Origin of the sequence: Yersinia sp. 1652 StPb PI (genome assembly GCF_041538345.1) — a bacterium.
Lineage (GTDB): Bacteria > Pseudomonadota > Gammaproteobacteria > Enterobacterales > Enterobacteriaceae > Yersinia > Yersinia enterocolitica_E.
On the sequence record NZ_JAULSM010000001.1, the window covers coordinates 2,844,236 to 2,867,246 of the forward strand.

A 23,011-nucleotide genomic window follows, 5' to 3' on the forward strand; every position below is an offset into this window, starting at 1 on the left:
CGAGAAAATTATGCTGATCGATTTACGTAGTGACACAGTAACTCAACCTGACACCGCAATGCGCAATGCGATGGCTAACGCTGAAGTGGGTGATGATGTCTATGGCGATGACCCAACGGTTAATGCCTTGGAAGCTAAAGCCGCCAGCCTGTCAGGTAAGGAGGCGGCACTGTTCCTGCCAACCGGCACCCAGGCCAATTTGGTGGCACTATTAACCCACTGCCAGCGGGGTGAAGAGTATATTGTCGGTCAGAAAGCCCATAACTATCTGTATGAAGCCGGTGGCGCGGCAGTGCTTGGTAGCATTCAGCCACAACCTATTGAAGCCAATGATGACGGTACCCTGCCACTGGATAAAGTGTTGGCAGCCATCAAACCCGATGATATTCATTTTGCTCAGACCCGGCTGTTGAGTTTGGAAAATACCCATAGCGGCAAAGTGTTGCCTCTTCGTTATTTACAGCAAGCCTGGGCGCTGACTCGAGAGAGGAAACTGGCACTGCATATCGATGGCGCACGTATTTTTAATGCGGCCGTCGCCTTAAATGTGCCACTAAGCGAGATCAGCCAGTATTGCGATACCCTGACGATTTGCCTCTCAAAAGGGTTGGGCACACCGGTGGGTTCCCTGTTGTGCGGCAGTGCTGAATATATTCAACGCGCCCGCCGCTGGCGTAAAATGACCGGTGGCGGTATGCGTCAAGCGGGTATTCTGGCCGCGGCAGGCTTGTATGCCTTAGAGCACAATGTCAGCCGGTTAAAAGATGACCATGACAATGCAATATGGCTAGAGCAGCAACTGCGCGCATTGGATATCGAAATTGCAGCACCCGGAGCACAGACCAACGTACTGTATATTAAGCAATCCGCCGAGGCTGCCGCCAAGCTTGGCCCTTGGATGCGTGAACGCGGTGTATTGATCAGTGCAGGCCCGGTAACTCGAATGATTACTCACCTTAATATCAGCCGCCATGATCTGGAGAAAGTGGTTGCACTGTGGCGTGAATTTTTGACCGAGCAGTGCTCATGACACCGCAACGGATATTGGTATTAGGTGCCAGTGGCTATATCGGCCAGCACCTGGTTCCAAAGCTTAGCCAACAAGGACACCATGTCATTGCCGCCGCCCGCCGCATTGAGTGGTTAAAAGAACAACAGTGGCCGGGAGTCGATTGTCACTTTGTTGATCTTTATCAGCCAGCCACACTCAGTGCTGCGTTGCAAGATATTGATGTTGTTTATTATCTGGTTCATGGTATGGGCGACGGGCAGGACTTGATTGAACAGGAACGTATTGCTGCTAATAATCTGAAAACGGCGCTACAACACAGCGCCGCAACCTCATCGTCCACGGTGAAACAGATTATTTATTTAGGTGCCTTACAACCCGAGGATAACAGCTCGCCTCATCTGATTGCGCGCAAGTTAACCGGTGAGCTGCTGCGCCAAAGCGGCATTCCGGTCACCGAACTACGGGCCAGTATTATCGTCGGCCCCGGTTCGGCCGCGTTTGAAGTGATGCGCGATATGGTTTATAACCTGCCCATCCTCACCCCGCCACGCTGGGTTCGTTCTAAATCGTCGCCCGTTGCACTGGATAACCTGCTGGTGTATTTGACTGAATTACTCAACCATCCGGCACAAGATAACCGAATTTTCGAGGTTGCCGGGCCGGAATACATCAGTTATCAGACCCTGTTTGAGCGCTTTATTGCGATCAGTGGTAAACGGCGTTGGCTGATACCGATCCCACTCCCTACCCGGTTTATTTCGGTTTATTTCATCAATCTGGTCACCTCGGTACCCACGCCGATTGCCAGTGCATTGATTGCCGGATTGAACCATGATTTACCAGCCAATGGTGAAGCTTTGCAGGCGCTTATCCCACAACAGCTGATAAGTTTTGACGACGCGGTCAAAGAGACACTGCGCCGTGAAGATGAAGTGGTCGACTCCGCCGATTGGGGCTACGACCCCGAGGCCCGCGCCCGCTGGCGGCCCGGCTACGGATTTTACCCTAAACAGGCCGGTTGCCAGCTATCGACCACCGCCTCCAGCGAGGCGCTGTGGCACGTGGTGCAACAAATCGGCGGTAAAGAAGGTTATTTTTATGGTAATCCGTTATGGAAAATCCGCGCCTGGATGGATGACATCGCCGGTGGTGGCGTGGTATATGGCCGCCCAGAGCGGGAAACACTGGCATTAGGTGACCTGATTGATGGTTGGAAAGTCATTACAATCAAACCATTACGCCAGTTAGCCATGATGTTCGGCATGAAAGCGCCGGGTCTGGGCCGTCTCACTTTTACTATCAAGGATTTAGGTGGCTGCCGAAGCATTGATGTGCGGGCGTGGTGGCATCCGGCCGGTTTTAGCGGTTTACTGTACTGGTTTGTCATGATGCCAGCACACCTGTTTATTTTCCGTGGAATGGCAAAACGCATCGCGGCGCTGGCCGAGCAATATGATCGTGAACCTACCGCACCCGCGCACAACGAATCAGAGCCTTAAATCAAACGGCGTGATGCATCCCCTATTTAATGGGCGTTGCAGCTAATAACGCTGCAAATTCAAGTAAGCAGGGGATTCTGATTGCATAGCACCGCATTTCACGAAAGAATGGCATCTTATTTGCTGGGCGAATGATTCCAAACGCTAGCATTCTGATTTTTGGTGGGAACCGAATTCGCTATGAAGGTATTGGTCACCGGTGCAACCTGTGGGTTAGGCCGAAATGCCGTTGAATATCTCCGTCGTCAGGGTATTAAAGTCATCGCTACCGGCAACAATCCGGCGATGGGCGCATTGTTGACAAAAATAGGTGCTGAATTTATTCATGCAGATTTGACAAACCTGGTCTCCTCGCAGGCGAAAGCCATGCTGGCAGACGTCGATACCCTATGGCATTGCTCTAGTTTTACCTCTCCTTGGGGCACCGAACAGGCGTTCGAACTGGCTAATGTGCGCGCCACACGCCGTTTGGGGGAATGGGCCGCAGCCTATGGTGTGGAGAATTTTATTCATATCTCCTCACCGGCTATCTATTTCGATTATCACCACCATCGAAATATTCAGGAGGACTTCCGCCCGGCACGTTTTGCTAACGAGTTCGCCCGCAGTAAAGCTGCCGGTGAAGAGGTTATCAAACAATTAGCACTTTCCAATCCACAAACACATTTCACTATTTTACGCCCGCAGGGGTTATTTGGCCCTCACGACACCGTGATGCTGCCGCGCCTGTTACAGATGATTAAGTATTATGGCACTTTGCTGTTACCCCGTGGCGGTGATGCGTTGGTGGATATGACTTACCTGGAAAATGCGGTGCATGCGATGTGGCTGGCGACTCAACGTGAGAACACGCTGTCCGGTCGCGCTTATAATATTACCAATCAGCAGCCCCGCCCATTGCGCACCATCGTGCAACATTTACTGGAAGAGTTGGATATGACATGCCGTATCCGCTCCGTGCCCTACCCGATGATGGATATCATGGCCAGAGCCATGGAGAAACTGGGAAATAAAGCAGAAAAAGAGCCGGTGCTGACACATTATGGCGTCGCTAAGCTCAATTTTGATCTAACGTTGGATACCCACCGGGCTGAAGAAGAATTAGGCTATCGGCCCATTGTCTCACTGGACGAAGGGATTATCCGTACCGCCCGCTGGCTGAAAGAGCACGGTAAGTTATGCGCTAAGTAAAACAGCACCCTAGGTAAAAATTGGTGGAAATGGTTGATTTACTGACCAACTGCAACTCTGATGACTTTGGGTATATACTGAAATAACTTTCATAACAGATTCTTTCACCTAAGGTCATCATATGAAAAAGAAAAATATTGCCCTTGTTCTTCCTCTTGCCATTCTGCTTAGCGCCTGTACCAGCACCGTTGATCCCGCTTATAAGGATATCAGCAGCCGTGCTACACCTTGTGTTGAAGGTGGGCCGGATACCGTAGCGCAAAAATTCTATGACCTCCGCGTGCAACAAATTGGTCATCAAAGTGGCTTACCTGATGATAATCTCTCGGCCCAATTTCGCCCTTATTTGAGTCAGGCGTTGTACGAGCAAATTCAGATTGCCAGAAAACAGATTGGCAACCGCACTACGACCCAGGTGAATAAAACTCAAACCATAAACGGCGATATTTTCACCAGCCTGCGGGAAGGGAGTACCAGTGCCGACGTTGCCAGTGCCTCAACCATTCCCAATACCGATGCCAGAAATATTCCGCTGCGGGTTAATTTGACGCATCAAACTGCGGGTGGCCAATCGGTGATGTGGCAAGACGAAGTGCTGATGATACGTGAAGGGACATGCTGGGTTGTCGACGATATCCGTTTTATGGGGGTATCTGCACCGGCAGGGAGCTTGCGGCAGCTACTGGGTGATCACTAACCAGCCCCAAATGCCGCCAACACCCCTGTAATTTGAAAGAAAATGAGCATCCCCTATAGATTTCGAATTGCAGGTAGGCGGCAAAAGAGTGCATCCCGATGAGCTTACACAGTCAAGTGATTCGGGTTAGCGAGAGCAGCCAACCCCCCTGTAATTTGAAAGAAAATGAGTATCCCCTATAGATTTCGAATTGCAGGTAGGCGGCAAAAGAGTACATCCCGATGAGCTTACACTGGTAAGTGATTCGGGTTAGCGAGAGCAGCCAACACCCCTGCAATGTGAAAGAAAATGAGTATCCCCTATAGATTTCGAATTGCAGGTAGGCGGCAAAAGAGTGCATCCCGATGAGCTTACACTGGTAAGTGATTCGGGTTAGCGAGAGCAGCCAACACCCCTGCAATGTGAAAGATGACGGGGATAGCTCTGTCAGATTTATGCATCGCGTGACAAATTCCCTCGGATATCAGTCAAATCCAAATGTTATGCTATTTTGCTGGGTTTATTCTGGTTATTAATAAATTTTAACGCACAAAGATTGCATAAGTATGCCGCGGAAGTTACCATTCACCGCATCATTGGCTATTCAGATTTGGCGCATGAGTATTCAACTTAACGGAATTAACTGTTATTACGGCGTACATCAGGCGCTGTTCGACATTACATTAGACTGCCCGGCTGGCGAGACCTTAGTGCTATTAGGACCAAGCGGTGCAGGTAAAAGCTCATTACTGCGCGTACTGAATCTGTTGGAAATGCCCCGTTCAGGGACTTTGCAGATCGCCGGTAATCACTTCGACTTTACTCAGGCTCCCGGTGCAAAAGCGATTCGCGAATTGCGCCAGAATGTGGGTATGGTCTTTCAGCAATATAATCTTTGGCCACATCTGTCAGTGGTACAAAACCTGATTGAAGCCCCTTGCCGTGTGCTGGGTCTATCAAAAGATGAAGCCATGGCACGTGCGCAGAAGCTGCTGTCACGGTTGCGTTTGACTGATTTTGCTGACCGCTTCCCCCTGCACCTTTCTGGTGGCCAACAACAGCGAGTGGCGATTGCCCGCGCGTTGATGATGGAGCCGCAAGTTTTGCTGTTTGACGAACCCACAGCGGCACTTGACCCGGAGATTACCGCACAAATCGTCAGTATCATCCGTGAATTGGCCGGCACCGGCATCACTCAGGTGATTGTTACCCATGAGGTTGAAGTGGCCCGCAAAACGGCCAGCCGTGTGGTTTACATGGAAAACGGTCATGTGGTGGAACAAGGTGATGCCAGCCACTTTACACAACCAACAACCGAAGCTTTTGCCAGCTATCTGTCACATTGATATCTATTTGGGAATTTGCGATGAAAAAATTAATAATAGCGGCCGTCCTTGCCAGTATCAGTCTGTCCGCCTCTGCCGCGGAAACTATCCGTTTCGCGGCTGAAGCCACTTACCCGCCATTCGAATTTATTGATGCCAATAATAAAATGCAGGGCTTCGATATCGATCTGGCTAATGCGCTGTGTAAAGAGATGCAAGCCGAATGTACCTTTACCAACCAAGCCTTTGACAGCTTGATTCCAAGCCTGAAATTCAAACGTTTTGATGCGGTGATTTCAGGTATGGACATTACCCCTGAGCGCCAAAAACAAGTTGCCTTTACTAAACCTTATTACGATAACTCCGCACTGTTTATCGCTGAGAAAGGTAAAGTGGCTGATTTGGCGGCCCTGAAAGGCAAACGCGTCGGGATGCAAAATGGTTCTACCCATCAGAAATACCTGATGGAAAAACACCCTGAAATTACCGCCGTACCTTATGACAGCTATCAGAATGCTATTCTTGATTTGAAAAATGGCCGTCTGGACGCAGTATTTGGCGACACCGCGGTCGTCAACGAGTGGTTGAAGCAGAATAACCAACTCGCTGCGGTGGGTGACAAAGTGACTGACGCTGACTATTTCGGTACCGGTTTAGGTATCGCAGTGCGTCAGAACAACACCGAGTTACAGGGTAAGTTAGATGCTGCACTGGCGAAAGTTAAAGCAGATGGCACCTATCAGACAATTTATAAAAAATGGTTCCAGCAGTAATCTAAGCACCCATGAATGAATTTCAACCTTTAGCAAGCGCCGCCGGTATGACCGTCGGCCTTGCCGTTTGTGCACTGGCCCTCGGTCTGGTTCTGGCGATGCTGTTTGCCGTCTGTGAATCATCACGGGTGAAAGTGGTCAGCTACCTGACTACCGGCTGGGTCACCATTTTGCGTGGGCTACCGGAGATTCTGGTGGTCCTGTTTATCTATTTCGGCTCCTCCCAGTTGTTGATGATGCTGTCGGACGGTTTTACCCTAAATCTTTATCTGTTTGAGCTACCCATTAAGCTCAATATCGATAATTTTGAGGTGAGTCCGTTCTTGTGTGGTGTTATCGCACTCGCCCTGCTCTATTCTGCTTACGCCTCGCAAACCTTACGCGGCGCACTGAAAGCAGTGCCTATCGGGCAGTGGGAGTCAGGTCAGGCATTGGGTTTGAGTCAGGCGGCCATCTTCTTCCGTTTAATCATGCCGCAGATGTGGCGTCATGCATTGCCAGGCTTGGGCAATCAGTGGTTAGTGTTGCTGAAAGATACAGCGTTAGTGTCGCTTATCAGCGTCAATGACCTGATGCTACAAACCAAAAGTATTGCAACCCGGACCCAGGAACCTTTCACTTGGTATGTAATTGCAGCGGCAATCTACTTGGTGGTGACTCTGCTGAGCCAGTATGTGCTCAAATGGATTGAACTCCGTACCACTCGTTTTGAACGGAGCCCATCCTGATGCTGGAATATTTACCCGAGATCCTTAAAGGGCTGCATACCAGCCTGACGTTGACGATTGCATCACTGTTGGTGGCACTGGTGTTGTCGCTGCTGTTTACCATTGTGTTAACGCTAAAAACACCGATTATCACGCCACTGGTTAAAATTTATATCACACTGTTCACCGGCACCCCGCTGCTGGTGCAGATCTTTTTGATCTATTACGGTCCAGGTCAATTCCCTGCTATCCGTGAATATCCGTGGTTATGGAGCTTATTGTCGCAACCTTGGTTGTGCGCAATGATTGCGTTGGCATTGAACAGTGCGGCCTATACTACGCAACTGTTCTACGGTGCAGTTAGGGCAATTCCATCGGGTCAATGGCAATCTTGCGAAGCATTGGGGATGTCAAAAGCCCAGTCGTTACGCATCCTACTGCCATTTGCCTTTAAGCGCGCATTATCATCCTATTCCAATGAAGTGGTCCTGGTATTCAAAAGTACCTCATTGGCTTATACCATCACATTGATGGAAGTTATGGGCTATAGCCAACTGATGTATGGCCGTACCTATGACGTGATGGTGTTTGGTGCCGCCGGGATTGTCTATCTGTGCGTGAATGGTTTGCTAACGTTGCTGATGAGATTGGTGGAACGCAGAGCACTGGCGTTTGAGCGGCGGAATTAAGATTATTCTTTTGATTTTGTGACCAATTTGGTTGTTAGCTGTTTAGTGATCATATTCGGCTGTTAGGGCTTCACAGCTCACCTGACCTCCAATGAACCAACCGGCAAAGGGGCCATAAGCGTGGCCCCTTATGTAATCCCGCGCGAACCCAAACCTCTAGTTTGTCCTTCCTGTAATTAAAATAAAAAAACAAATTTTTAATCACATTACTTGCATATAAATTCATAAAATGGCAATGTAAACCTCATCACCCATCCGAATAAATCGCGATGAAGCATCACAAGGCATAATAAAATCAATAACTAATAACATATTCTATTAAAAAAATTCAGACAGGAGTTTAAGCATGAAAAAGTTACTATTGGCAACCCTACTCAGTGGTATGGTTTTCAGCGCGACTGCCGCAGAAACTATTCGTTTTGCTGCCTCAGCCACCTATCCGCCATTTGAATCAATGGATGCCAATAACGAAATCGTCGGCTTCGATATGGATCTGGCAAAAGCGTTGTGTAAACAAATGGAGGCCAACTGTACCTTCACCAATCAGGCTTTTGATAGTCTTATCCCAGCACTGAAATTCAAACGTTATGATGCCGTCATTTCTGGCATGGATATTACCCCTGAGCGTAGCAAACAGGTCGCGTTCACCCAGCCTTATTATGCAAACTCCGCCATTGTGATTGCGCCGAAAGGTAAATTCAGTTCTTTTGCCGACCTGAAAGGCAAGAAAATCGGGATGGAAAATGGCACCACTCATCAGAAATATTTGCAGGATTTGCATCCTGAAATTCAGACAGTGGCTTATGACAGCTACCAGAATGCCATTATTGACCTGAAAAATGGCCGTATTGATGGGGTGTTTGGTGATACTGCTGTAGTGAATGAGTGGCTGAAAACCAATCCGAATCTGGCATCAGTTGGTGAACATGTGACCGACCCACAATACTTCGGCACTGGCCTTGGCATTGCGGTACGCCCGGATAATACCGCATTGTTGGAGAAGTTGAATAAAGCCATTGATGCCGTTAAAGCTGACGGGACATATAAAGCCATCAATGATAAGTGGTTTCCAAACTGATTTAATAACTTCCCCAAAGTCATTGCAGTTGTAGATAGGCGGCAAGTGAACACAGCCAACAACCCTACAGCTTCAAGGACACAGAACATACCCAAAGTCATTGCAGTTGTAGGTAGGCGGCAAGCGAACGCATCCCGATGAGCTTACTCAAGTAAGTGATTCGGGTAAGTGAACACAGCCAACAACCCTACAGCTTCAAGGACGCAGGACATACCCAAAGTCATTGCAGTTGTAGGTAGGCGGCAAGCGAACGCATCCCGATGAGCTTACTCAAGTAAGTGATTCGGGTAAGTGAACGCAGCCAACAACCCTACAGCTTCAAGGACGCAGGGTAAGCAATATGAGGACTTCGTAATGAGCAGTATGCGGAAACATATCAAACAACTGCGCCCGCTCAATATGGTAATCGGTTAACAGGCTGATATCTTTCGCCATTGTCTGCGCATTACAGCTTGAATAGAGTATGAATTCAGGTGCCATCTGAGCAAGATAGTCACACAGTTCAGCACCCATGCCACGCCGTGGGGGGTTAACCAAGACCAACTGCGGCACTTGCGTTTCTGCGGTGGCGAAACGGGTGGAATCCAGTGCGGCAAAACTGACATTCTTTAATCCTAGCTGCTGCGCCGATTGACGTGCGCAGGCGATGGCTTCCGCGTTGATTTCAATACCGGTGAGTTGTGTCTCGGCGCTGGCACAATGCAAACCAAAACCACCTACTCCGCAAAACAGATCCCACATACTGCTGATCTCCAGCTCCCGCACCCATTGCCGTGCCGTGGCATACAGTGAGGCGGCAACCTGAGGATTGGTCTGGAAAAAACTTTGTGGCCGGATAAACAGCGGCACCTGATTAAACAGTTCGGGCAGCGCCTGCTGTTCAGTTAACGGGACTTCTTGCTCCCCTTCCAAGATTGCCATATGCACTGGCTGAATATTAGCCGAGATAACAGCCAGTTGAGGCAATTGCTGCTGTAACCATGGCAGTGCTGCGCGTAATTGCGCCAGCTTGGTTTCAGAACGCAGTACAAAGCGCAGCATTAACTCACCGCTATAAATACTTTCAGTCAATAACAGGAATTTAAGCTCGCCGCGTTTACGTGCAACGTTATAGGGTGTGAGACCAGCGCGGGCTATAAACGTTTTCAGCACGGTAAAGACCGGGGCAAAACTGGCCGGATAGAGTGGACAGTCAGATAAATCGACCGGGGTACCGTCACGATGCAACATCCCCAATAGCGGCCGTTCAACACTACCACTGACCACCATTTTCGCTTTATTACGAAAAGCGTTCTCACGCCCGAAAACCGGCGCTAACCACTGAGCCACAGGGTGACCAGCTAGCAGGCTCTCCAAATGATGTTGTTTGTCAGCCAGTTGTTGTGGATAGGGTTTATCCAGCCACTGGCAGGAACGACAGCGACCCGCCGTATACTGTGCGCAATGCATTAATATTGACCGTTATAATCTGAGAAGTTGAATAATTTGCAGCCGAGGCTGTTGATGAGGCGAATTGTAGCATTGTGCCGCGCTAAACACTCATTTTGACTGAGGGAAATAGCGGTACCAGGGGAAAAACAGCAAACCGATAATCACCACATCGGGGATCTTCTGTAACAGGAGGCTATGTAAAATTTCGCTGCCGGTATCACCTTCAACCCGAAAAACATCTAAATACAACCAGTCCAGTGACACCATCAACAAATAAACACTCGCGATAATCTGACACGCCAAATAGCACCAACGCGCCCAGTTCTTGCGATAACACACCGCAGCGCCGCAGACAATGTCTAACAGCAATAGCACCACACTGGCCAAGAAGATCAGGCCAAAATCCCAGCTTTGCAGACTTTCACTGATAAATTCGCCGGTACCCACCCACCCCAGAGTCGCAACCAATAATAATACGCCGAGGATACGGGTAGCAATAATGGCTGTACCGGCGATGAGGACCGGTACTGGCGTCGTTGCAGAGGATGAAAATGCTAAGGATGAAAATAGTTTTCTCATGTTGCCCTATCTGCCCTCAGTCCGGTTGCTGCAACCTAATGTTATTCCTGACAATAACGCCGCTGGTCAGCGGCGTTAAAGCAGAATGAAGCCTAACAGTTTTAACGGCAATCAGCTACGGGCAGCTTTTCGTAATTCACGCAACCGCTGCTTTTCCGAACGGGACATAAACCACCACGCGATTAAACCGATTATCCCAACCACCAGCAAGATAAGTGTGGCAAGGGCATTAATCTCTGGATTGACCCCCATCCGCACACTAGAAAAGACCAGCATCGGCAAGGTTGTCGCCCCAGGGCCGGCAACAAAGCTGGCAATCACTAAATCGTCCAGCGATAAAGTAAAGGCCAATAACCAGCCGGAGATTAATGCCGGTGCAATCATCGGCACGGTAATCACGAAGAACACTTTCAGCGGTGTGGCCCCCAAATCCATGGCGGCTTCTTCAATAGAACGGTCCAGCTCACGCAGACGAGAACTTATCACTACCGTCACATAGGCAGTACAGAAGGTGACGTGCGCCAGCCAGATGGTGAACATGCCACGCTCTGCTGGCCAACCGATAGCATGCCCCATAGCAACAAACAGCAGTAGCAATGATAAACCGGTAATCACATCGGGCATCACCAACGGCGCTGTCAGCATGAAAGCAAAACCGGTTGAACCGCGAAAACGGCCAAAACGCACCATCACCACCGCGGCTATTGTCCCCAGAACCACCGCCATCGTGGCGGAGGCGGCGGCAATAGTCAGACTCAGGCCAACGGCAGATATCATCGCTGAATCATTAAATAGCTCTGTATACCAACGGGTTGACCACCCCGCCCATACGGTTACCAGTTTAGAACTGTTAAATGAGTAGATAACCAGCATCAACATCGGCGCATACAAGAAGGTATAACCGACAATAAGGATCACCCGACGCCAGACCGAACGTACTTCCGGTAGGTTATTCATACCGGGCCTCCTATCTCTTTATTCTGATGCTTGTGGAACCAAAGTATCGGCACAATCAGCAGCACTAACATCACCGTCGCAACCGCCGAGGCAACCGGCCAATCGCGATTGTTAAAGAACTCTTGCCACAAAATACGACCAATCATAATGCTGTCCGGCCCACCGAGCAGTTCAGGGATAACAAACTCACCCACCGCAGGGATAAACACCAACATGGAACCGGCAACAATGCCACCTTTGGTCAATGGCACAATGACACTGATAAAGGTCTTAAATGGCTTGGCCCCCAGATCCAGCGCCGCCTCCACCAACGAATAATCCAGTCGGGTCAGCGCAGTATAGATTGGCAGTACCATGAATGGCAGATAGGAATAAACCACACCAATGTATACCGCCAGATTGGTGTGCAGAATAATCAGCGGTTGATCAATAATCCCGGTCCACATCAGGAAATTATTCAAGATTCCATTGTTTTTCAGAATACCCATCCAGGCATAAACCCGAATGAGGAATGATGTCCATGACGGTAAAATCACCAACAGCAATAAGATATTACGAGTGGATGATTTACTGTGTGCAATCGCCCAAGCCAATGGATAGCCGATAATCAGGCAGCATAGCGTCGACACCGCAGCCACTTGCAATGATTGCAGGTAAGCATCGATATACAGCGGATCATCGAGCAGTTGCAGATAGTTACCCAGATTGAGCGAGATATCCAACTTGCCGTCCAGCCAGGTAACCAGATCGGTATAAGGGGGTACGGCGCGCGCCATCTCGGCCAGACTGATTTTGAATACAATCAGGAACGGCAACATAAACAACAGAAATAGCCACAAATAAGGCATGGCAATAACCAGTTTACGGCCATGCGCCATTTGGTAACGCTGGACAAAAGCCTTAATCGGCCCGACAGTACGGGTCGGTGGTTCTGCTGCCCCACGGGTAGATTTAGACATCACGATATTAACTCCCCAAGGCTCTTAATTACCCAAAACCACGCAACTGTCAGCATCCCAACATAATTGCACTTCATCGCCCCAGGTTGGCATCCCTTTACGGTAGCGATGACCATTTTGTAGCTGTGCACTCAGCATCTGCCCGCTGTGTAACTTCACATGATAAATGGATAAATCCCCCAGATAAGCAATGTGTACCACTTCACCGACCGCGAAGTTGCAGCCATCTTCTGGCACTTGTTCACACAACATCACTTTTTCCGGGCGCAGAGCCACAAATACCGGGACACCGTCTACCACCGAGGCATCAGAATCCACTTTCAATGGATGGCGCAGACCAGGGCTGTCAATCACCAATGCATCATCCAGCCGCTCTTTTAGTACCCCCTCAAATACATTCACCGAGCCGATAAATTCAGCGCTGAATCTACTGTTCGGATGTTCATAAATCTCTTCCGGTTCGCCAATTTGCACAAACTTGCCACGGTTCATAATGGCGATGCGCCCGGCCATCGTCATCGCTTCTTCCTGGTCATGGGTAACCATCACACAGGTCGCCCCCACCCGCTCCAGGATATCAACCACTTCCAGTTGCATCCGATCACGCAGCTTTTTATCCAACGCCCCCATGGGTTCATCCAGCAACAGCAGTTTTGGCCGTTTGGCCAAGCTACGGGCCAGAGCCACGCGCTGACGCTGCCCGCCAGAGAGTTGATGTGGTTTACGCTTAGCAAACTCTTGCATGTGCACCAATGTCAGCATCTCTGCAACGCGGCTTTTGATCTCATCAGCAGGTAACTTGTCTTGCTTCAAGCCAAACGCGATATTTTGCTCAACCGTCATATGGGGAAATAACGCATAAGACTGGAACATCATATTGATCGGGCGCTGATACGGCGGCACATGAGACAAGTCCTGCCCATCGAGCACTATCTGCCCCTGAGTGGGCTGCTCAAAGCCGGCCAGCATCCGCAACAGGGTGGATTTACCACAGCCTGAAGCCCCTAACAGCGCAAAAATCTCACCTTTGTAGATAGTCAGATTGACGTCATCTACCGCGGCCTGACCATCAAATGATTTGGTTAAGTTGCGGATCTCCAACAAGGGTGTAAACACCTTCTGGGATTTTGGCTGCGGGCGGGGAATTACATCATTCACTCAGCGTGCTCTCCGTAAAAGCAGAACAGGCCGCATTTAAGATGCGGCACAATAAAAAACAGGAACAGGAAGATAAACTCCCTGCCCCTACCCTCGTTCATTTCACTTTCCATCAATGTGATATCAGTCACGCGTTGAGCACAAGCTACTGATTCACCCCAATGGGTTATTTACCACTTTTCACTTTTGTCCAAGCCCGGGTGATCACACGATCAATTTTCGGGTCTTGTACTTTCAGCGTGAACATTTTGGCACGCACATCCGCTGGCGGATAAATACCAGGATTATCACGTACTTCTGCATTTACCAATGGCGTTGCCGCTTTGTTGGCATTGGCATAGAACACATGATTACTGATATTAGCAATCACATCAGGGCGCATCAGGTAATTCAGGAACTGATAGGCTTCATCCTGATTTTTAGCATCAGATGGCATCGCAAACACATCAAAGAACGCTAATGCGCCTTCCTTCGGAATGCTGTAGGCCACATTCACGCCATTTTTCGCTTCTTTGGCCCGATTAGACGCCTGCATGATGTCACCGGCCCAACCGACAGCGACGCAGATGTCACCATTTGCCAGATCATTAATATATTGTGAAGAGTGGAAGTAACGGATGTTCGGCCGCAGTTTCAGCAACAACTCAGTAGCAGGACCGGTGTAGTCGGTCGCCTGAATACTGTTTGGATCTTTACCTAAGTAATTGAGTACAGTTGCAAAGATCTCACTTGGTGCATCCAGGAAAGAGACACCGCAACTTTTCAACTTCTCAAGATTTTCAGGTTTCAGCACCAGATCCCAACTGTTTACTGGCGCATCTTTCCCCAGAGCAGCTTTCACTTTCTCGACGTTATAGCCGATACCTGTTGTCGCCCACAAATAAGGAATAGCATATTTATTTTCTGGGTCGTGTTTGCTGACCAGCGCCAACAACTCAGGATCGAGATTTTTATAATTAGGTAGCTTACTTTTATCCAACGGCTTAAAGACACCCGCAGACAATTGGCGCTCAAGGAAACTGGCTGATGGCACCACTAAATCAAACCCGGTACTCCCGGCCATCAACTTACCTTCCAACACCTCGTTGGAGTCAAACACATCATAGACAACCTTAATGCCGGTTTCCTTTTGGAAATTAGCCAGCGTATCGGGTGCGATATAATCGGACCAGTTGTAAACGTGCAGTGTTTTTTCCTCAGCAGATGCTGAGACGGACGCGGCCATTAACAAGCCAGCAGCAACACCCGATAACCACTTTTTACGATGGGTGAACATCCGTTAACTCCTCCAGAATAGGGGGTGAAGTCGTGCGCTAAATTTGTATCCGCCAGGATACAACACCTTTGCCCTGCCGAGTGCTATTGCCACCTGCACCAGATGCATGACTATGCACGGTGAGTGATTATTCACCTGGTAAGAATAATCACTGTTTAGGCGGAGGAATATTATGCCCTTTGCAGAAACAGCAGCATAACCGTACTTAGCAATCCGTACCATACTCTAGGGTAAAAAACGCCTTTTATCGATTTTTTATGCACATTCTATCTATGTAATGCGCCACTAATGGCATAAACGGCGATAAATATCTGGCAAAGTAGGGTAAAAAGCAGAATATCTTATGGTTTACAGGGGAAATAGTAGTGTGCCACCGCTATCAGCGGCACATTTAATGAAGGGATATTAGTGGATAACCGGATAAGCCGTCGCCGTCTGTAGCGATTCATCGTCGTCACTGTTGCCAATAAACAGTAAATCATTGGCACGCGCTTCCAGAATGATCATCGAAATCTGCTCTTCACACTGCTGCATAAAATAGCCAAATTGAGCAAATGTGACACCGACTTCTACCGTCAGTGACTGGCAGACAATCAATTTCGGCAAATTATCATCCTGAATATCGATAAAGGCTTTAACCGTCAGCGAGCTGGCATTTATTTGGCTCAGATCCGCGACTAACGGGATAAGGGCCGTCGGCCTGACTTCAGCCAGCGCCGAGAACAAGATGATGTTATCAACCAAATCAACTTTGGCATCAAACACGCCCTCAAAGTTCTGCATATGTGGCAAATGCAGCGCCTGACAGGAGTCGCACTCAAAAAATGAGATACCGAGTTGATCCAGCCAACGCCGTAATAAGGCTAAATCCGGGACGATGAGTGAATCCATAACTACCTACCTCACGATTCTCATAAGACGAAAAGTGGCATAGCTTACGGAATATTAACCGACAGTGCTATGATCAATACCGACAAATTTAATGCCCTTATAAAGACTCAGTCATTATCCTGATCGGGTTTATTATCCTTTTTGGTCTGTTCTGCCGCTGATTCTTTGTTGGATGGCGGCCTTGATATTCTATCGGCGCTACCTAATAGTGGGCCAAAACCACTCGCTACGCGCCAAACAATACACGCAGCGGCAGGGAGCATCAGGCCAATCCCGACAAAAATCATAATAATGGCGACAGCCGGTGTTCCCATTGAACCAGATAATGACAAGTAGCCATTAATACTTAGGTAGGCAACAACCAGTAACAGCATCCCCAGCACTTCTGAAATAATCACAATGCGGGGCATATCTCCTAACGAGCGCATCTTTACCTCCGATAGGCTCTGCATAAGCGTTTACACAGTGTATTGAATCCCCACAACTTGTAACAGTACCGATAAGCAAATAGGTACGATTAATCAAACTAACAGGCAAATCCTGCTTTTTTTTCACCGCGTCAAAGGGCATAGTAGACCGCAGTAAGAGTGAGTAATGCGCTAGAAGTCATTTAACAGTTGAAGATATAAAGAGCTGTTGGCGAAGTGATTACCCCTGTTTGATAAATGGCGGGGATAGCTCAATTTAATTAAGGAGTTTTACATGTTTGCTGTGATTTTCGGGCGTCCTGGATGTCCTTACTGTGTCCGTGCTAAAGAACTGGCAGAAAAACTGGAAACTGAACGCGACGATTTTAAATTCCGTTACATCGATATTCATGCGGAAGGTATCACCAAAGCTGATTTGGAAAAAACCGTCGGCAAACCGGTAGAAACCGTGCCGCAAATCTTCATTGATGAGAAACACATTGGCGGTTGCACAGATTTTGAAGCATACGCTAAAGAAAATCTGAGCCTGTTCCAGTAATCTGGTCAGCCGCACAGAGCGTTTCTTCGCCAAGATTATTTGGCTTTATCCGAAAAAGGGTGCTTAGCGCCCTTTTTTTATTGCTGGGGCTCAAGTACCACACAGTAAAAACCGCCTCAGGAAACCAGACGAAGCGACCTACAAACAACATATAAACCCATCTATAATTGGTAACAAAGCATATCCTTCTAGCGAGACCAAACTTCCTGCTTATTACTGGCTGTCTCGCAGCAGACAGATTAGAATAACTCCCACTATCGCCTGCCTTTATGTGCTGTTTAGCGATAAATATTCTGAGTTTAAAGACATGCTCCTTCTACCTTTAAACCAAGAGCGTATACATCGTGGTCATTCGAGCTAAATAGAAAGTCATACTCGTGAATATAAACGTCGCAAATCTGTTAAACGGCAATTACATCTTGCTGTTATTCGTAGTTTTAGCCTTGGGGTTGTGCCTGGGTAAACTGCGACTCGGCCCTATTCAATTAGGTAATGCTATTGGTGTGTTGGTGGTATCACTGTTGCTTGGGCAACAGCACTTTACCATCAATACTGAAGCGCTGAATCTGGGCTTTATGCTATTTATTTTTTGTGTCGGTGTTGAAGCCGGTCCAAACTTTTTCTCTATATTTTTCCGCGACGGTAAAAACTACCTGATGCTCGCCCTGGTCATGGTAAGTAGCGCAATGATTCTGGCGTTGGGGCTGGGTAAATTATTTGGCTGGGATATTGGCCTGACTGCCGGGATGCTGGCAGGCTCCATGACCTCCACACCGGTTTTGGTCGGTGCAGGTGATACGTTACGCCATACCATCGCCAATAACCCGGCGTTGCAACACGCGCAGGATAATCTGAGCCTCGGGTACGCCCTAACCTATCTTATCGGGCTGGTGAGCCTGATTTTGGGCGCACGTTATTTGCCCAAACTCCAACACCAGGACTTACCGACCAGTGCTCAGCAGATTGCTCGTGAGCGCGGTCTGGATACCGATAGCCAGCGTAAGGTCTATTTGCCTGTCATTCGCGCCTACCGGGTTGGCCCGGAACTGGTGGCGTGGGCAGATGGTAAAAATCTACGTGAATTAGGTATTTACCGCCAAACGGGTTGTTATATTGAGCGCATTCGCCGCAATGGTATTTTAGCCAACCCAGATGGTGATGCGGTGCTGCAAGTGGGAGACGAGATTTCACTGGTCGGTTACCCTGACGCTCACTCCCGTCTTGATCCCAGTTTTCGTAACGGTAAAGAAGTTTTCGACCGTGACCTGCTGGACATGCGCATTGTTACCGAAGAAATTGTGGTTAAAAATAGCAATGCTGTTGGAAAGCGACTCAGCCACTTAAAATTGACTGACCACGGCTGTTTCCTAAACCGGGTGATCCGCAGCCAAATTGAAATGCCGATTGATGACAACGTAGTATTGAATAAAGGCGACGTACTGCAAGTCAGCGGTGATGCACGGCGCGTTAAAAGCGTGGCAGAAAAAATTGGCTTTATCTCTATTCACAGTCAGGTCACCGACCTGCTGGCTTTCTGTGCCTTCTTTATTCTCGGATTGATGATTGGTTTAATTACCTTCCAATTCAGTAATTTCAGTTTCGGCATTGGTAATGCGGCCGGCCTGTTAATGGCTGGCATCATGCTCGGATTTTTACGTGCTAACCACCCTACTTTTGGCTATATCCCGCAAGGTGCGTTGAATATGGTGAAAGAGTTCGGGTTAATGGTCTTTATGGCTGGCGTCGGATTAAGTGCAGGTGGCGGTATTAATAGCAGCTTGGGCGCGGTCGGTGGGCAGATGCTTATCTCTGGCCTAATCGTGAGTCTGGTCCCGGTTGTCATCTGCTTTCTCTTTGGCGCTTATGTATTACGCATGAACCGTGCTCTGCTTTTTGGTGCCATTATGGGTGCTCGCACTTGCGCACCGGCCATGGACATCATCAGCGATACTGCCCGCAGTAACATCCCGGCACTGGGTTACGCCGGGACTTATGCCATAGCCAACGTACTATTAACATTGGCAGGTTCGTTGATTGTTATTATCTGGCCGGGGATATTAGGCTAGTGTGCTAAAAAAGCCATTTCGAAGAAAACTAAACATTATTTTATACTTTTTTTATTTCCCCAGAACTTTCTTACTGGACTGGGGTCTGATTTAATGCCACTGCTTTTCTTTGATGTCCCCATATTGAGGAGCCCGATAGTCCCGCCTTCTTAGGTTCAAGACTAATCGGGTTTTTTCTTGCCTGAAATTTGAGTTCTGCCTATTTCTACTCTCGTCCATATCGCGCCATCTGCCCCTTAAGGCTTTCTTAAGACAATATTATTACAGTCTTAGTATTCCCTATTTCCGCTTCAGGTTACTTCGTGAAGACCAGCAAACCTACCTCTCAAGCCAATGTCACTCCAGCGACATTAAATAATGCCTCAACAGCACAGATAATTAAGACAAACTCCCTTTACTCGTTGCCGTTATCCTTCTATTTTTGGCAGGTTTTTGGGTTAGTGATCTGTGGATTGCTCTTTCTATGGCTGTCGAACAACGAGCAACTAGATTGGTTTATCAGCAATTACTGGTTTGACCCCGTCGGGCAAAATTTTCCATGGGAAAACAATTACTGGCTGGATTTACTCAACCACCGATTATTGAAAATAACCATTATCAGTACTGCCGTGGTGGCATTGTTATGGGGGATTTATCGCCGTAATGGGCGCTTGGTGACGACCATGTTGTTGTTTGGCATCGGTCCGTTGGTGGTTGGTGTGCTAAAGGCCGTCAGCGCCCACTCCTGCCCTTGGGATCTGGTGGAGTACGGTGGTAAAGCTATCAGTTATGTGCTGATGGGTACCGCTCCTGTAGGTGCAGGTCCCGGCCACTGTTTTCCCGGTGGCCATGCATCCAGCGGTTTTGCCGTGATGGCACTGTTCTTCCTGTTCTACCCCGAGCGGCCTCGGTTGGCTACGCTGTGTTGGTTGCTCGGTATTGGTCTTGGCATGTTGATGGGGTTTGGTCAAATTATGCGCGGGGCACATTTTCTTACTCATAACCTGTGGGCGGGTTGGTGGGTATGGCTGAGCCAGTTGGCTCTGTTTTGGATGATTAGCGGTTTTTACCGCCGCGATAAAGGTACTGAATAATGGAACAAATGAACTATTTTTTCTTTTCCATGATAAATGCGACCCCTGCATCACCGCCATGGATGATTTCTTTTGCGACCTTCATCGCACGTGACCTGATCATGATTATCCCCGTGTTACTGGTGGCACTGTGGCTATGGGGGCCAAAAGATAGCATTAACATGCAGCGAGCAGTGGTAACCAAGGCAGCAATCGCTCTTGCTTTCTCTATGCTTTCAGCGGCTTGTATCGGGATGCTTATCCCACACGATCGCCCTTTTGTTGTCGGTTTTGGCTATAACTTTATGAGCCATGCACCTGACAGCTCTTTCCCAAGTGATCACGGCACCGCTATTTTCACCTTTGCCTTAGCCTTTGTTTTTTGGCACAAACTCTGGTCCGCAGTCAGCATGATGGTCGTCGCAGCCGCCATTGCATGGTCACGTATTTACCTGGGTGTTCATTGGCCATTAGATATGGTGGGTGCCTTCTTATTAGGGATTATTGGTTGTCTGTTCGCACAGTTAGTATGGAATTTATTCGGTGACGCTATCGCGAGTGGTATGACTCGCCTCTATCGTATCAGTTTTGCTCTGCCTATCAGTAGAGGATGGGTCAGAAGCTAGTCACGCTAGGTTATAAATCTCACATTGCCGATGGCTCTAAAAGATCGGCAATACCCACCGCCGCCAGTCACATTATAAAATAATCCTTTAAAATCAATTAACAAAAGAAAGTCATCTATATTACCAGTACATTTAAGCCGCTAAAATGTAATTAAAATAACAAAATAAAATGTAAAACAGTTAAATATGTGAGAATTACCTTTGTTTTCTTCTAATAATGTTACTATTATAACAGTAGTGATAACTTACAGATGAACAAAAGGATAAAAATCATGACGATCAATTATGCTAATTACATTGACCATACTTTATTGGCAATGGATGCCACGGAAGCCCAAATTATCAAGCTGTGTGAAGAAGCTAAACAGCATCATTTCTATGCCGTATGTGTTAATTCTGGATACGTGCCAGTCGCCGCTCAACAGTTAGCCGGTAGTACGGTTAAGGTGTGCTCAGTCATTGGTTTTCCACTGGGTGCGGGTCTGACTGAAGCAAAAGCTTTTGAAGCTCAGGCAGCAATCAACGCTGGGGCGCAAGAGATTGATATGGTTATCAATGTTGGCTGGCTGAAAAGTGGCAAAATTGCCGAAGTTAAAGCCGATATTAAGGCTGTACGTGATATTTGCGCCACTACACCGTTGAAGGTAATATTAGAAACCTGCCTGCTAAGTGATGCTCAAATCGTACAAGTTTGTGAAATGTGTCGTGAGCTTGACGTAGCTTTTGTGAAAACCTCAACAGGCTTCAGCACCGGTGGTGCCAAAGAAGAACATGTTAAATTGATGCGTGCTACGGTTGGTCCGGTAATAGGCGTTAAAGCCTCTGGTGCAGTTCGTGATCAAAAGACAGCAGAAATCATGATCAACGCAGGGGCGACACGCATTGGTACCAGCTCTGGTGTAACCATCGTTTCGGGCCAACAGGCCGTGGCATCAAGCTACTAACTCAGTGTAAGTCTATTAATCGATTGTTTAGATTCGAATCGATTGTCAGCCCGGCTACTGCCGGGCTTATTTATTGCAATACGTTGTATTATAAGAAACTATAGTGCAACGTATGGTATTAATAATTGTTTGTCAGGAATAGCTTATGGAAACCCGCCGTGCAGAACGAATCAATAAACTTACTCAGGCCCTAAAGCGTTCCGACAAAATCCACCTCAAAGACGCGGCCAATTTGCTGCGAGTCTCTGAAATGACTATTCGCCGTGATCTTAGCGCCGAGCCGACCGCCGTGATTTTGTTGGGTGGTTATGTGGTGATGGACCCTAAAAGCAATAACGCCAATAACTATTTTGTTTCTGACCAGCAAGCCAAACAGGTGGAAGAAAAGCGCCGTATTGGTCAGTTGGCAGCAAGGTTGATCGCCGAAAACGATACGGTTTTTTTTGACTGCGGCACTACAATTCCCTCGATTATCGACGAGATAGACGAAGAACTGGTATTTACTGCTATTTGTTACTCCCTTAACACCTTTCTTTCCCTACAAGACAAACCCAACTGTAAAGTGATTCTGTGCGGTGGTGAATTCAAACCCAATAACTATATTTTCACACCGATCAGTCAGCACAATGAGCTGGACAATGCCTGCCCAAACAAAGCTTTTATCTCCGCAGCCGGCGTTTCAATTGAGTATGGCGCCACCTGTTTCAACTTCGATGAAATTCTGTTAAAGCACCGAGCTATAGCCAAATCACAACAGAAAATCCTGGTGGCCGACCACAGTAAGTTCGGTAAAATAAAACCTGCCAGCATTGGAGCGTTGACCCTGTTTGATGCGTTAGTCACCGACCGCCAGCCTGATGCCGAGTTCAGCCAGTTCTTTTTACAACATGGCATCAAAATCGACTGTTAGACTTGATTACATAGCAAAAATCTTAACCCGGTAAATACCGGGTAGATAAATCTATCCGTATATATCAGGTAAAAATTGGATTATATTTAAGCAGAATAGCACAACACTAAATAACCATATTATATTTGTGGTTAAATCACTCTTTGCCTATCAAATTTCTAAAACACAATTCCATTATTAAATGAACATGCAATAGTAAAAAGATTTAAGGTAAATTAATTTAACATTTAGTGTTCATTTAACACA

23 protein-coding genes are annotated in these 23,011 nt (G+C 47.9%); 15 read left to right on the plus strand and 8 right to left on the minus strand.

The window, feature by feature from the left end; all coding sequences use genetic code 11:
• Nucleotides 1-10 precede the first annotated feature (10 nt).
• The 9 genes from ltaE (at nt 11) to artJ (Q2T71_RS13095) (ending at nt 8,950) form a co-directional block, all read left to right on the plus strand.
• Nucleotides 11-1,030, plus strand: coding sequence for a low-specificity L-threonine aldolase (gene ltaE / locus Q2T71_RS13055; protein WP_372559354.1), 1,020 nt, complete (start codon nt 11-13; stop codon nt 1,028-1,030).
• Entirely contained in the window at nt 1,027-2,511 is a 1,485-nt protein-coding gene (locus Q2T71_RS13060) for a DUF2867 domain-containing protein (RefSeq protein WP_372559355.1), read from the plus strand. The genes ltaE and Q2T71_RS13060 overlap by 4 nt, the downstream gene beginning before the upstream one ends.
• Before the next feature lie 180 nt (nt 2,512-2,691).
• Nucleotides 2,692-3,702: an NAD-dependent epimerase/dehydratase family protein gene (locus Q2T71_RS13065; protein ID WP_372559356.1), complete on the plus strand. Its 1,011-nt coding sequence runs from the start codon at nt 2,692-2,694 to the stop codon at nt 3,700-3,702.
• A 121-nt stretch (nt 3,703-3,823) separates the two neighbouring features.
• Nucleotides 3,824-4,399 (plus strand): lipoprotein, encoded by a 576-nt coding sequence (locus Q2T71_RS13070; RefSeq protein ID WP_372559357.1) that lies wholly within the window; start codon nt 3,824-3,826, stop codon nt 4,397-4,399.
• Nucleotides 4,400-4,995: 596 nt separating this feature from the next.
• Complete coding sequence (artP, locus tag Q2T71_RS13075; protein WP_050074082.1) at nt 4,996-5,724, plus strand: arginine ABC transporter ATP-binding protein ArtP; 729 nt, start codon at nt 4,996-4,998, stop codon at nt 5,722-5,724.
• A gap of 20 nt (nt 5,725-5,744) precedes the next feature.
• Complete coding sequence (gene artJ, locus Q2T71_RS13080) at nt 5,745-6,476, plus strand: arginine ABC transporter substrate-binding protein (protein ID WP_005184779.1); 732 nt, start codon at nt 5,745-5,747, stop codon at nt 6,474-6,476.
• An 11-nt stretch (nt 6,477-6,487) separates the two neighbouring features.
• Nucleotides 6,488-7,204: an arginine ABC transporter permease ArtQ gene (artQ, locus tag Q2T71_RS13085; RefSeq protein ID WP_005184781.1), complete on the plus strand. Its 717-nt coding sequence runs from the start codon at nt 6,488-6,490 to the stop codon at nt 7,202-7,204.
• Entirely contained in the window at nt 7,204-7,872 is a 669-nt protein-coding gene (gene artM, locus Q2T71_RS13090) for an arginine ABC transporter permease ArtM (protein ID WP_032899150.1), read from the plus strand. Before artQ ends, artM begins: the two co-directional genes overlap by 1 nt.
• A 346-nt stretch (nt 7,873-8,218) precedes the next feature.
• Nucleotides 8,219-8,950: an arginine ABC transporter substrate-binding protein gene (gene artJ, locus Q2T71_RS13095; RefSeq protein ID WP_372559358.1), complete on the plus strand. Its 732-nt coding sequence runs from the start codon at nt 8,219-8,221 to the stop codon at nt 8,948-8,950.
• 318 nt (nt 8,951-9,268) lie between these two features.
• On the opposite strand, the gene rlmC is transcribed toward artJ (Q2T71_RS13095), so the two are convergent.
• From rlmC to Q2T71_RS13135, 8 genes are all read right to left on the minus strand, one after another.
• Nucleotides 9,269-10,399, minus strand: coding sequence for a 23S rRNA (uracil(747)-C(5))-methyltransferase RlmC (gene rlmC, locus Q2T71_RS13100; protein ID WP_372559359.1), 1,131 nt, complete (start codon nt 10,397-10,399; stop codon nt 9,269-9,271).
• 90 nt (nt 10,400-10,489) lie between these two features.
• A complete protein-coding gene (locus Q2T71_RS13105) occupies nt 10,490-10,960 on the minus strand; it encodes a YbjO family protein (RefSeq protein WP_372559360.1) in 471 nt (156 codons plus the stop codon).
• Nucleotides 10,961-11,071: 111 nt separating this feature from the next.
• A complete protein-coding gene (gene potI, locus Q2T71_RS13110) occupies nt 11,072-11,917 on the minus strand; it encodes a putrescine ABC transporter permease PotI (RefSeq protein ID WP_050084992.1) in 846 nt (281 codons plus the stop codon).
• Entirely contained in the window at nt 11,914-12,876 is a 963-nt protein-coding gene (gene potH, locus Q2T71_RS13115; protein WP_372559361.1) for a putrescine ABC transporter permease PotH, read from the minus strand. Before potH ends, potI begins: the two co-directional genes overlap by 4 nt.
• A 24-nt stretch (nt 12,877-12,900) precedes the next feature.
• Entirely contained in the window at nt 12,901-14,034 is a 1,134-nt protein-coding gene (gene potG, locus Q2T71_RS13120; RefSeq protein WP_083158401.1) for a putrescine ABC transporter ATP-binding subunit PotG, read from the minus strand.
• Between the two features lie 166 nt (nt 14,035-14,200).
• Entirely contained in the window at nt 14,201-15,310 is a 1,110-nt protein-coding gene (gene potF / locus Q2T71_RS13125; RefSeq protein ID WP_083158400.1) for a spermidine/putrescine ABC transporter substrate-binding protein PotF, read from the minus strand.
• A gap of 405 nt (nt 15,311-15,715) precedes the next feature.
• Complete coding sequence (locus Q2T71_RS13130) at nt 15,716-16,201, minus strand: YbjN domain-containing protein (RefSeq protein ID WP_083158399.1); 486 nt, start codon at nt 16,199-16,201, stop codon at nt 15,716-15,718.
• A 107-nt stretch (nt 16,202-16,308) separates the two neighbouring features.
• On the minus strand, nt 16,309-16,629 hold the full coding sequence (locus Q2T71_RS13135) for a YbjC family protein (RefSeq protein ID WP_372559362.1): 321 nt from the start codon (nt 16,627-16,629) through the stop codon (nt 16,309-16,311).
• A gap of 274 nt (nt 16,630-16,903) precedes the next feature.
• Between Q2T71_RS13135 and Q2T71_RS13140 the strand changes: the two genes are divergently transcribed.
• The 6 genes from Q2T71_RS13140 to deoR all read left to right on the plus strand — a co-directional run bounded on the left by Q2T71_RS13140 (nt 16,904) and on the right by deoR (nt 22,765).
• Nucleotides 16,904-17,167 (plus strand): GrxA family glutaredoxin, encoded by a 264-nt coding sequence (locus Q2T71_RS13140; protein ID WP_004873700.1) that lies wholly within the window; start codon nt 16,904-16,906, stop codon nt 17,165-17,167.
• 377 nt (nt 17,168-17,544) lie between these two features.
• Nucleotides 17,545-19,233: an aspartate:alanine antiporter gene (locus Q2T71_RS13145; protein WP_372559363.1), complete on the plus strand. Its 1,689-nt coding sequence runs from the start codon at nt 17,545-17,547 to the stop codon at nt 19,231-19,233.
• A gap of 401 nt (nt 19,234-19,634) precedes the next feature.
• Nucleotides 19,635-20,306, plus strand: coding sequence for a phosphatase PAP2 family protein (locus Q2T71_RS13150; RefSeq protein ID WP_372559923.1), 672 nt, complete (start codon nt 19,635-19,637; stop codon nt 20,304-20,306).
• The gene (gene ybjG, locus Q2T71_RS13155; RefSeq protein ID WP_372559364.1) at nt 20,306-20,911 is read left to right on the plus strand and encodes an undecaprenyl-diphosphate phosphatase; all 606 of its coding nucleotides are present in this window, start codon (nt 20,306-20,308) and stop codon (nt 20,909-20,911) included. Before Q2T71_RS13150 ends, ybjG begins: the two co-directional genes overlap by 1 nt.
• Before the next feature lie 272 nt (nt 20,912-21,183).
• The gene (gene deoC / locus Q2T71_RS13160; protein ID WP_083158395.1) at nt 21,184-21,855 is read left to right on the plus strand and encodes a deoxyribose-phosphate aldolase; all 672 of its coding nucleotides are present in this window, start codon (nt 21,184-21,186) and stop codon (nt 21,853-21,855) included.
• A gap of 145 nt (nt 21,856-22,000) precedes the next feature.
• Nucleotides 22,001-22,765 carry a DNA-binding transcriptional repressor DeoR gene (deoR, locus tag Q2T71_RS13165; RefSeq protein ID WP_372559365.1) on the plus strand — a complete coding sequence of 255 codons (765 nt, stop codon included), beginning with the start codon at nt 22,001-22,003 and terminating at the stop codon, nt 22,763-22,765.
• Nucleotides 22,766-23,011: the final 246 nt, after the last annotated feature.

Excerpts from the sequence above, each read along its gene's own strand:
- ltaE (WP_372559354.1), top strand. The coding sequence starts at position 11 with ATGCTGATCGATTTACGTAGTGACACAGTAACTCAACCTGACACCGCA.
- Q2T71_RS13060 (WP_372559355.1), top strand. The coding sequence starts at position 1,027 with ATGACACCGCAACGGATATTGGTATTAGGTGCCAGTGGCTATATCGGC.
- Q2T71_RS13065 (WP_372559356.1), top strand. The coding sequence starts at position 2,692 with ATGAAGGTATTGGTCACCGGTGCAACCTGTGGGTTAGGCCGAAATGCC.
- Q2T71_RS13070 (WP_372559357.1), top strand. The coding sequence starts at position 3,824 with ATGAAAAAGAAAAATATTGCCCTTGTTCTTCCTCTTGCCATTCTGCTT.
- artP (WP_050074082.1), top strand. The coding sequence starts at position 4,996 with ATGAGTATTCAACTTAACGGAATTAACTGTTATTACGGCGTACATCAG.
- artJ (WP_005184779.1), top strand. The coding sequence starts at position 5,745 with ATGAAAAAATTAATAATAGCGGCCGTCCTTGCCAGTATCAGTCTGTCC.
- artQ (WP_005184781.1), top strand. The coding sequence starts at position 6,488 with ATGAATGAATTTCAACCTTTAGCAAGCGCCGCCGGTATGACCGTCGGC.
- artM (WP_032899150.1), top strand. The coding sequence starts at position 7,204 with ATGCTGGAATATTTACCCGAGATCCTTAAAGGGCTGCATACCAGCCTG.
- artJ (WP_372559358.1), top strand. The coding sequence starts at position 8,219 with ATGAAAAAGTTACTATTGGCAACCCTACTCAGTGGTATGGTTTTCAGC.
- rlmC (WP_372559359.1), bottom strand. The coding sequence starts at position 10,399 with ATGCATTGCGCACAGTATACGGCGGGTCGCTGTCGTTCCTGCCAGTGG.
- Q2T71_RS13105 (WP_372559360.1), bottom strand. The coding sequence starts at position 10,960 with ATGAGAAAACTATTTTCATCCTTAGCATTTTCATCCTCTGCAACGACG.
- potI (WP_050084992.1), bottom strand. The coding sequence starts at position 11,917 with ATGAATAACCTACCGGAAGTACGTTCGGTCTGGCGTCGGGTGATCCTT.
- potH (WP_372559361.1), bottom strand. The coding sequence starts at position 12,876 with ATGTCTAAATCTACCCGTGGGGCAGCAGAACCACCGACCCGTACTGTC.
- potF (WP_083158400.1), bottom strand. The coding sequence starts at position 15,310 with ATGTTCACCCATCGTAAAAAGTGGTTATCGGGTGTTGCTGCTGGCTTG.
- Q2T71_RS13130 (WP_083158399.1), bottom strand. The coding sequence starts at position 16,201 with ATGGATTCACTCATCGTCCCGGATTTAGCCTTATTACGGCGTTGGCTG.
- Q2T71_RS13135 (WP_372559362.1), bottom strand. The coding sequence starts at position 16,629 with ATGCGCTCGTTAGGAGATATGCCCCGCATTGTGATTATTTCAGAAGTG.
- Q2T71_RS13140 (WP_004873700.1), top strand. The coding sequence starts at position 16,904 with ATGTTTGCTGTGATTTTCGGGCGTCCTGGATGTCCTTACTGTGTCCGT.
- ybjG (WP_372559364.1), top strand. The coding sequence starts at position 20,306 with ATGGAACAAATGAACTATTTTTTCTTTTCCATGATAAATGCGACCCCT.
- deoC (WP_083158395.1), top strand. The coding sequence starts at position 21,184 with ATGACGATCAATTATGCTAATTACATTGACCATACTTTATTGGCAATG.
- deoR (WP_372559365.1), top strand. The coding sequence starts at position 22,001 with ATGGAAACCCGCCGTGCAGAACGAATCAATAAACTTACTCAGGCCCTA.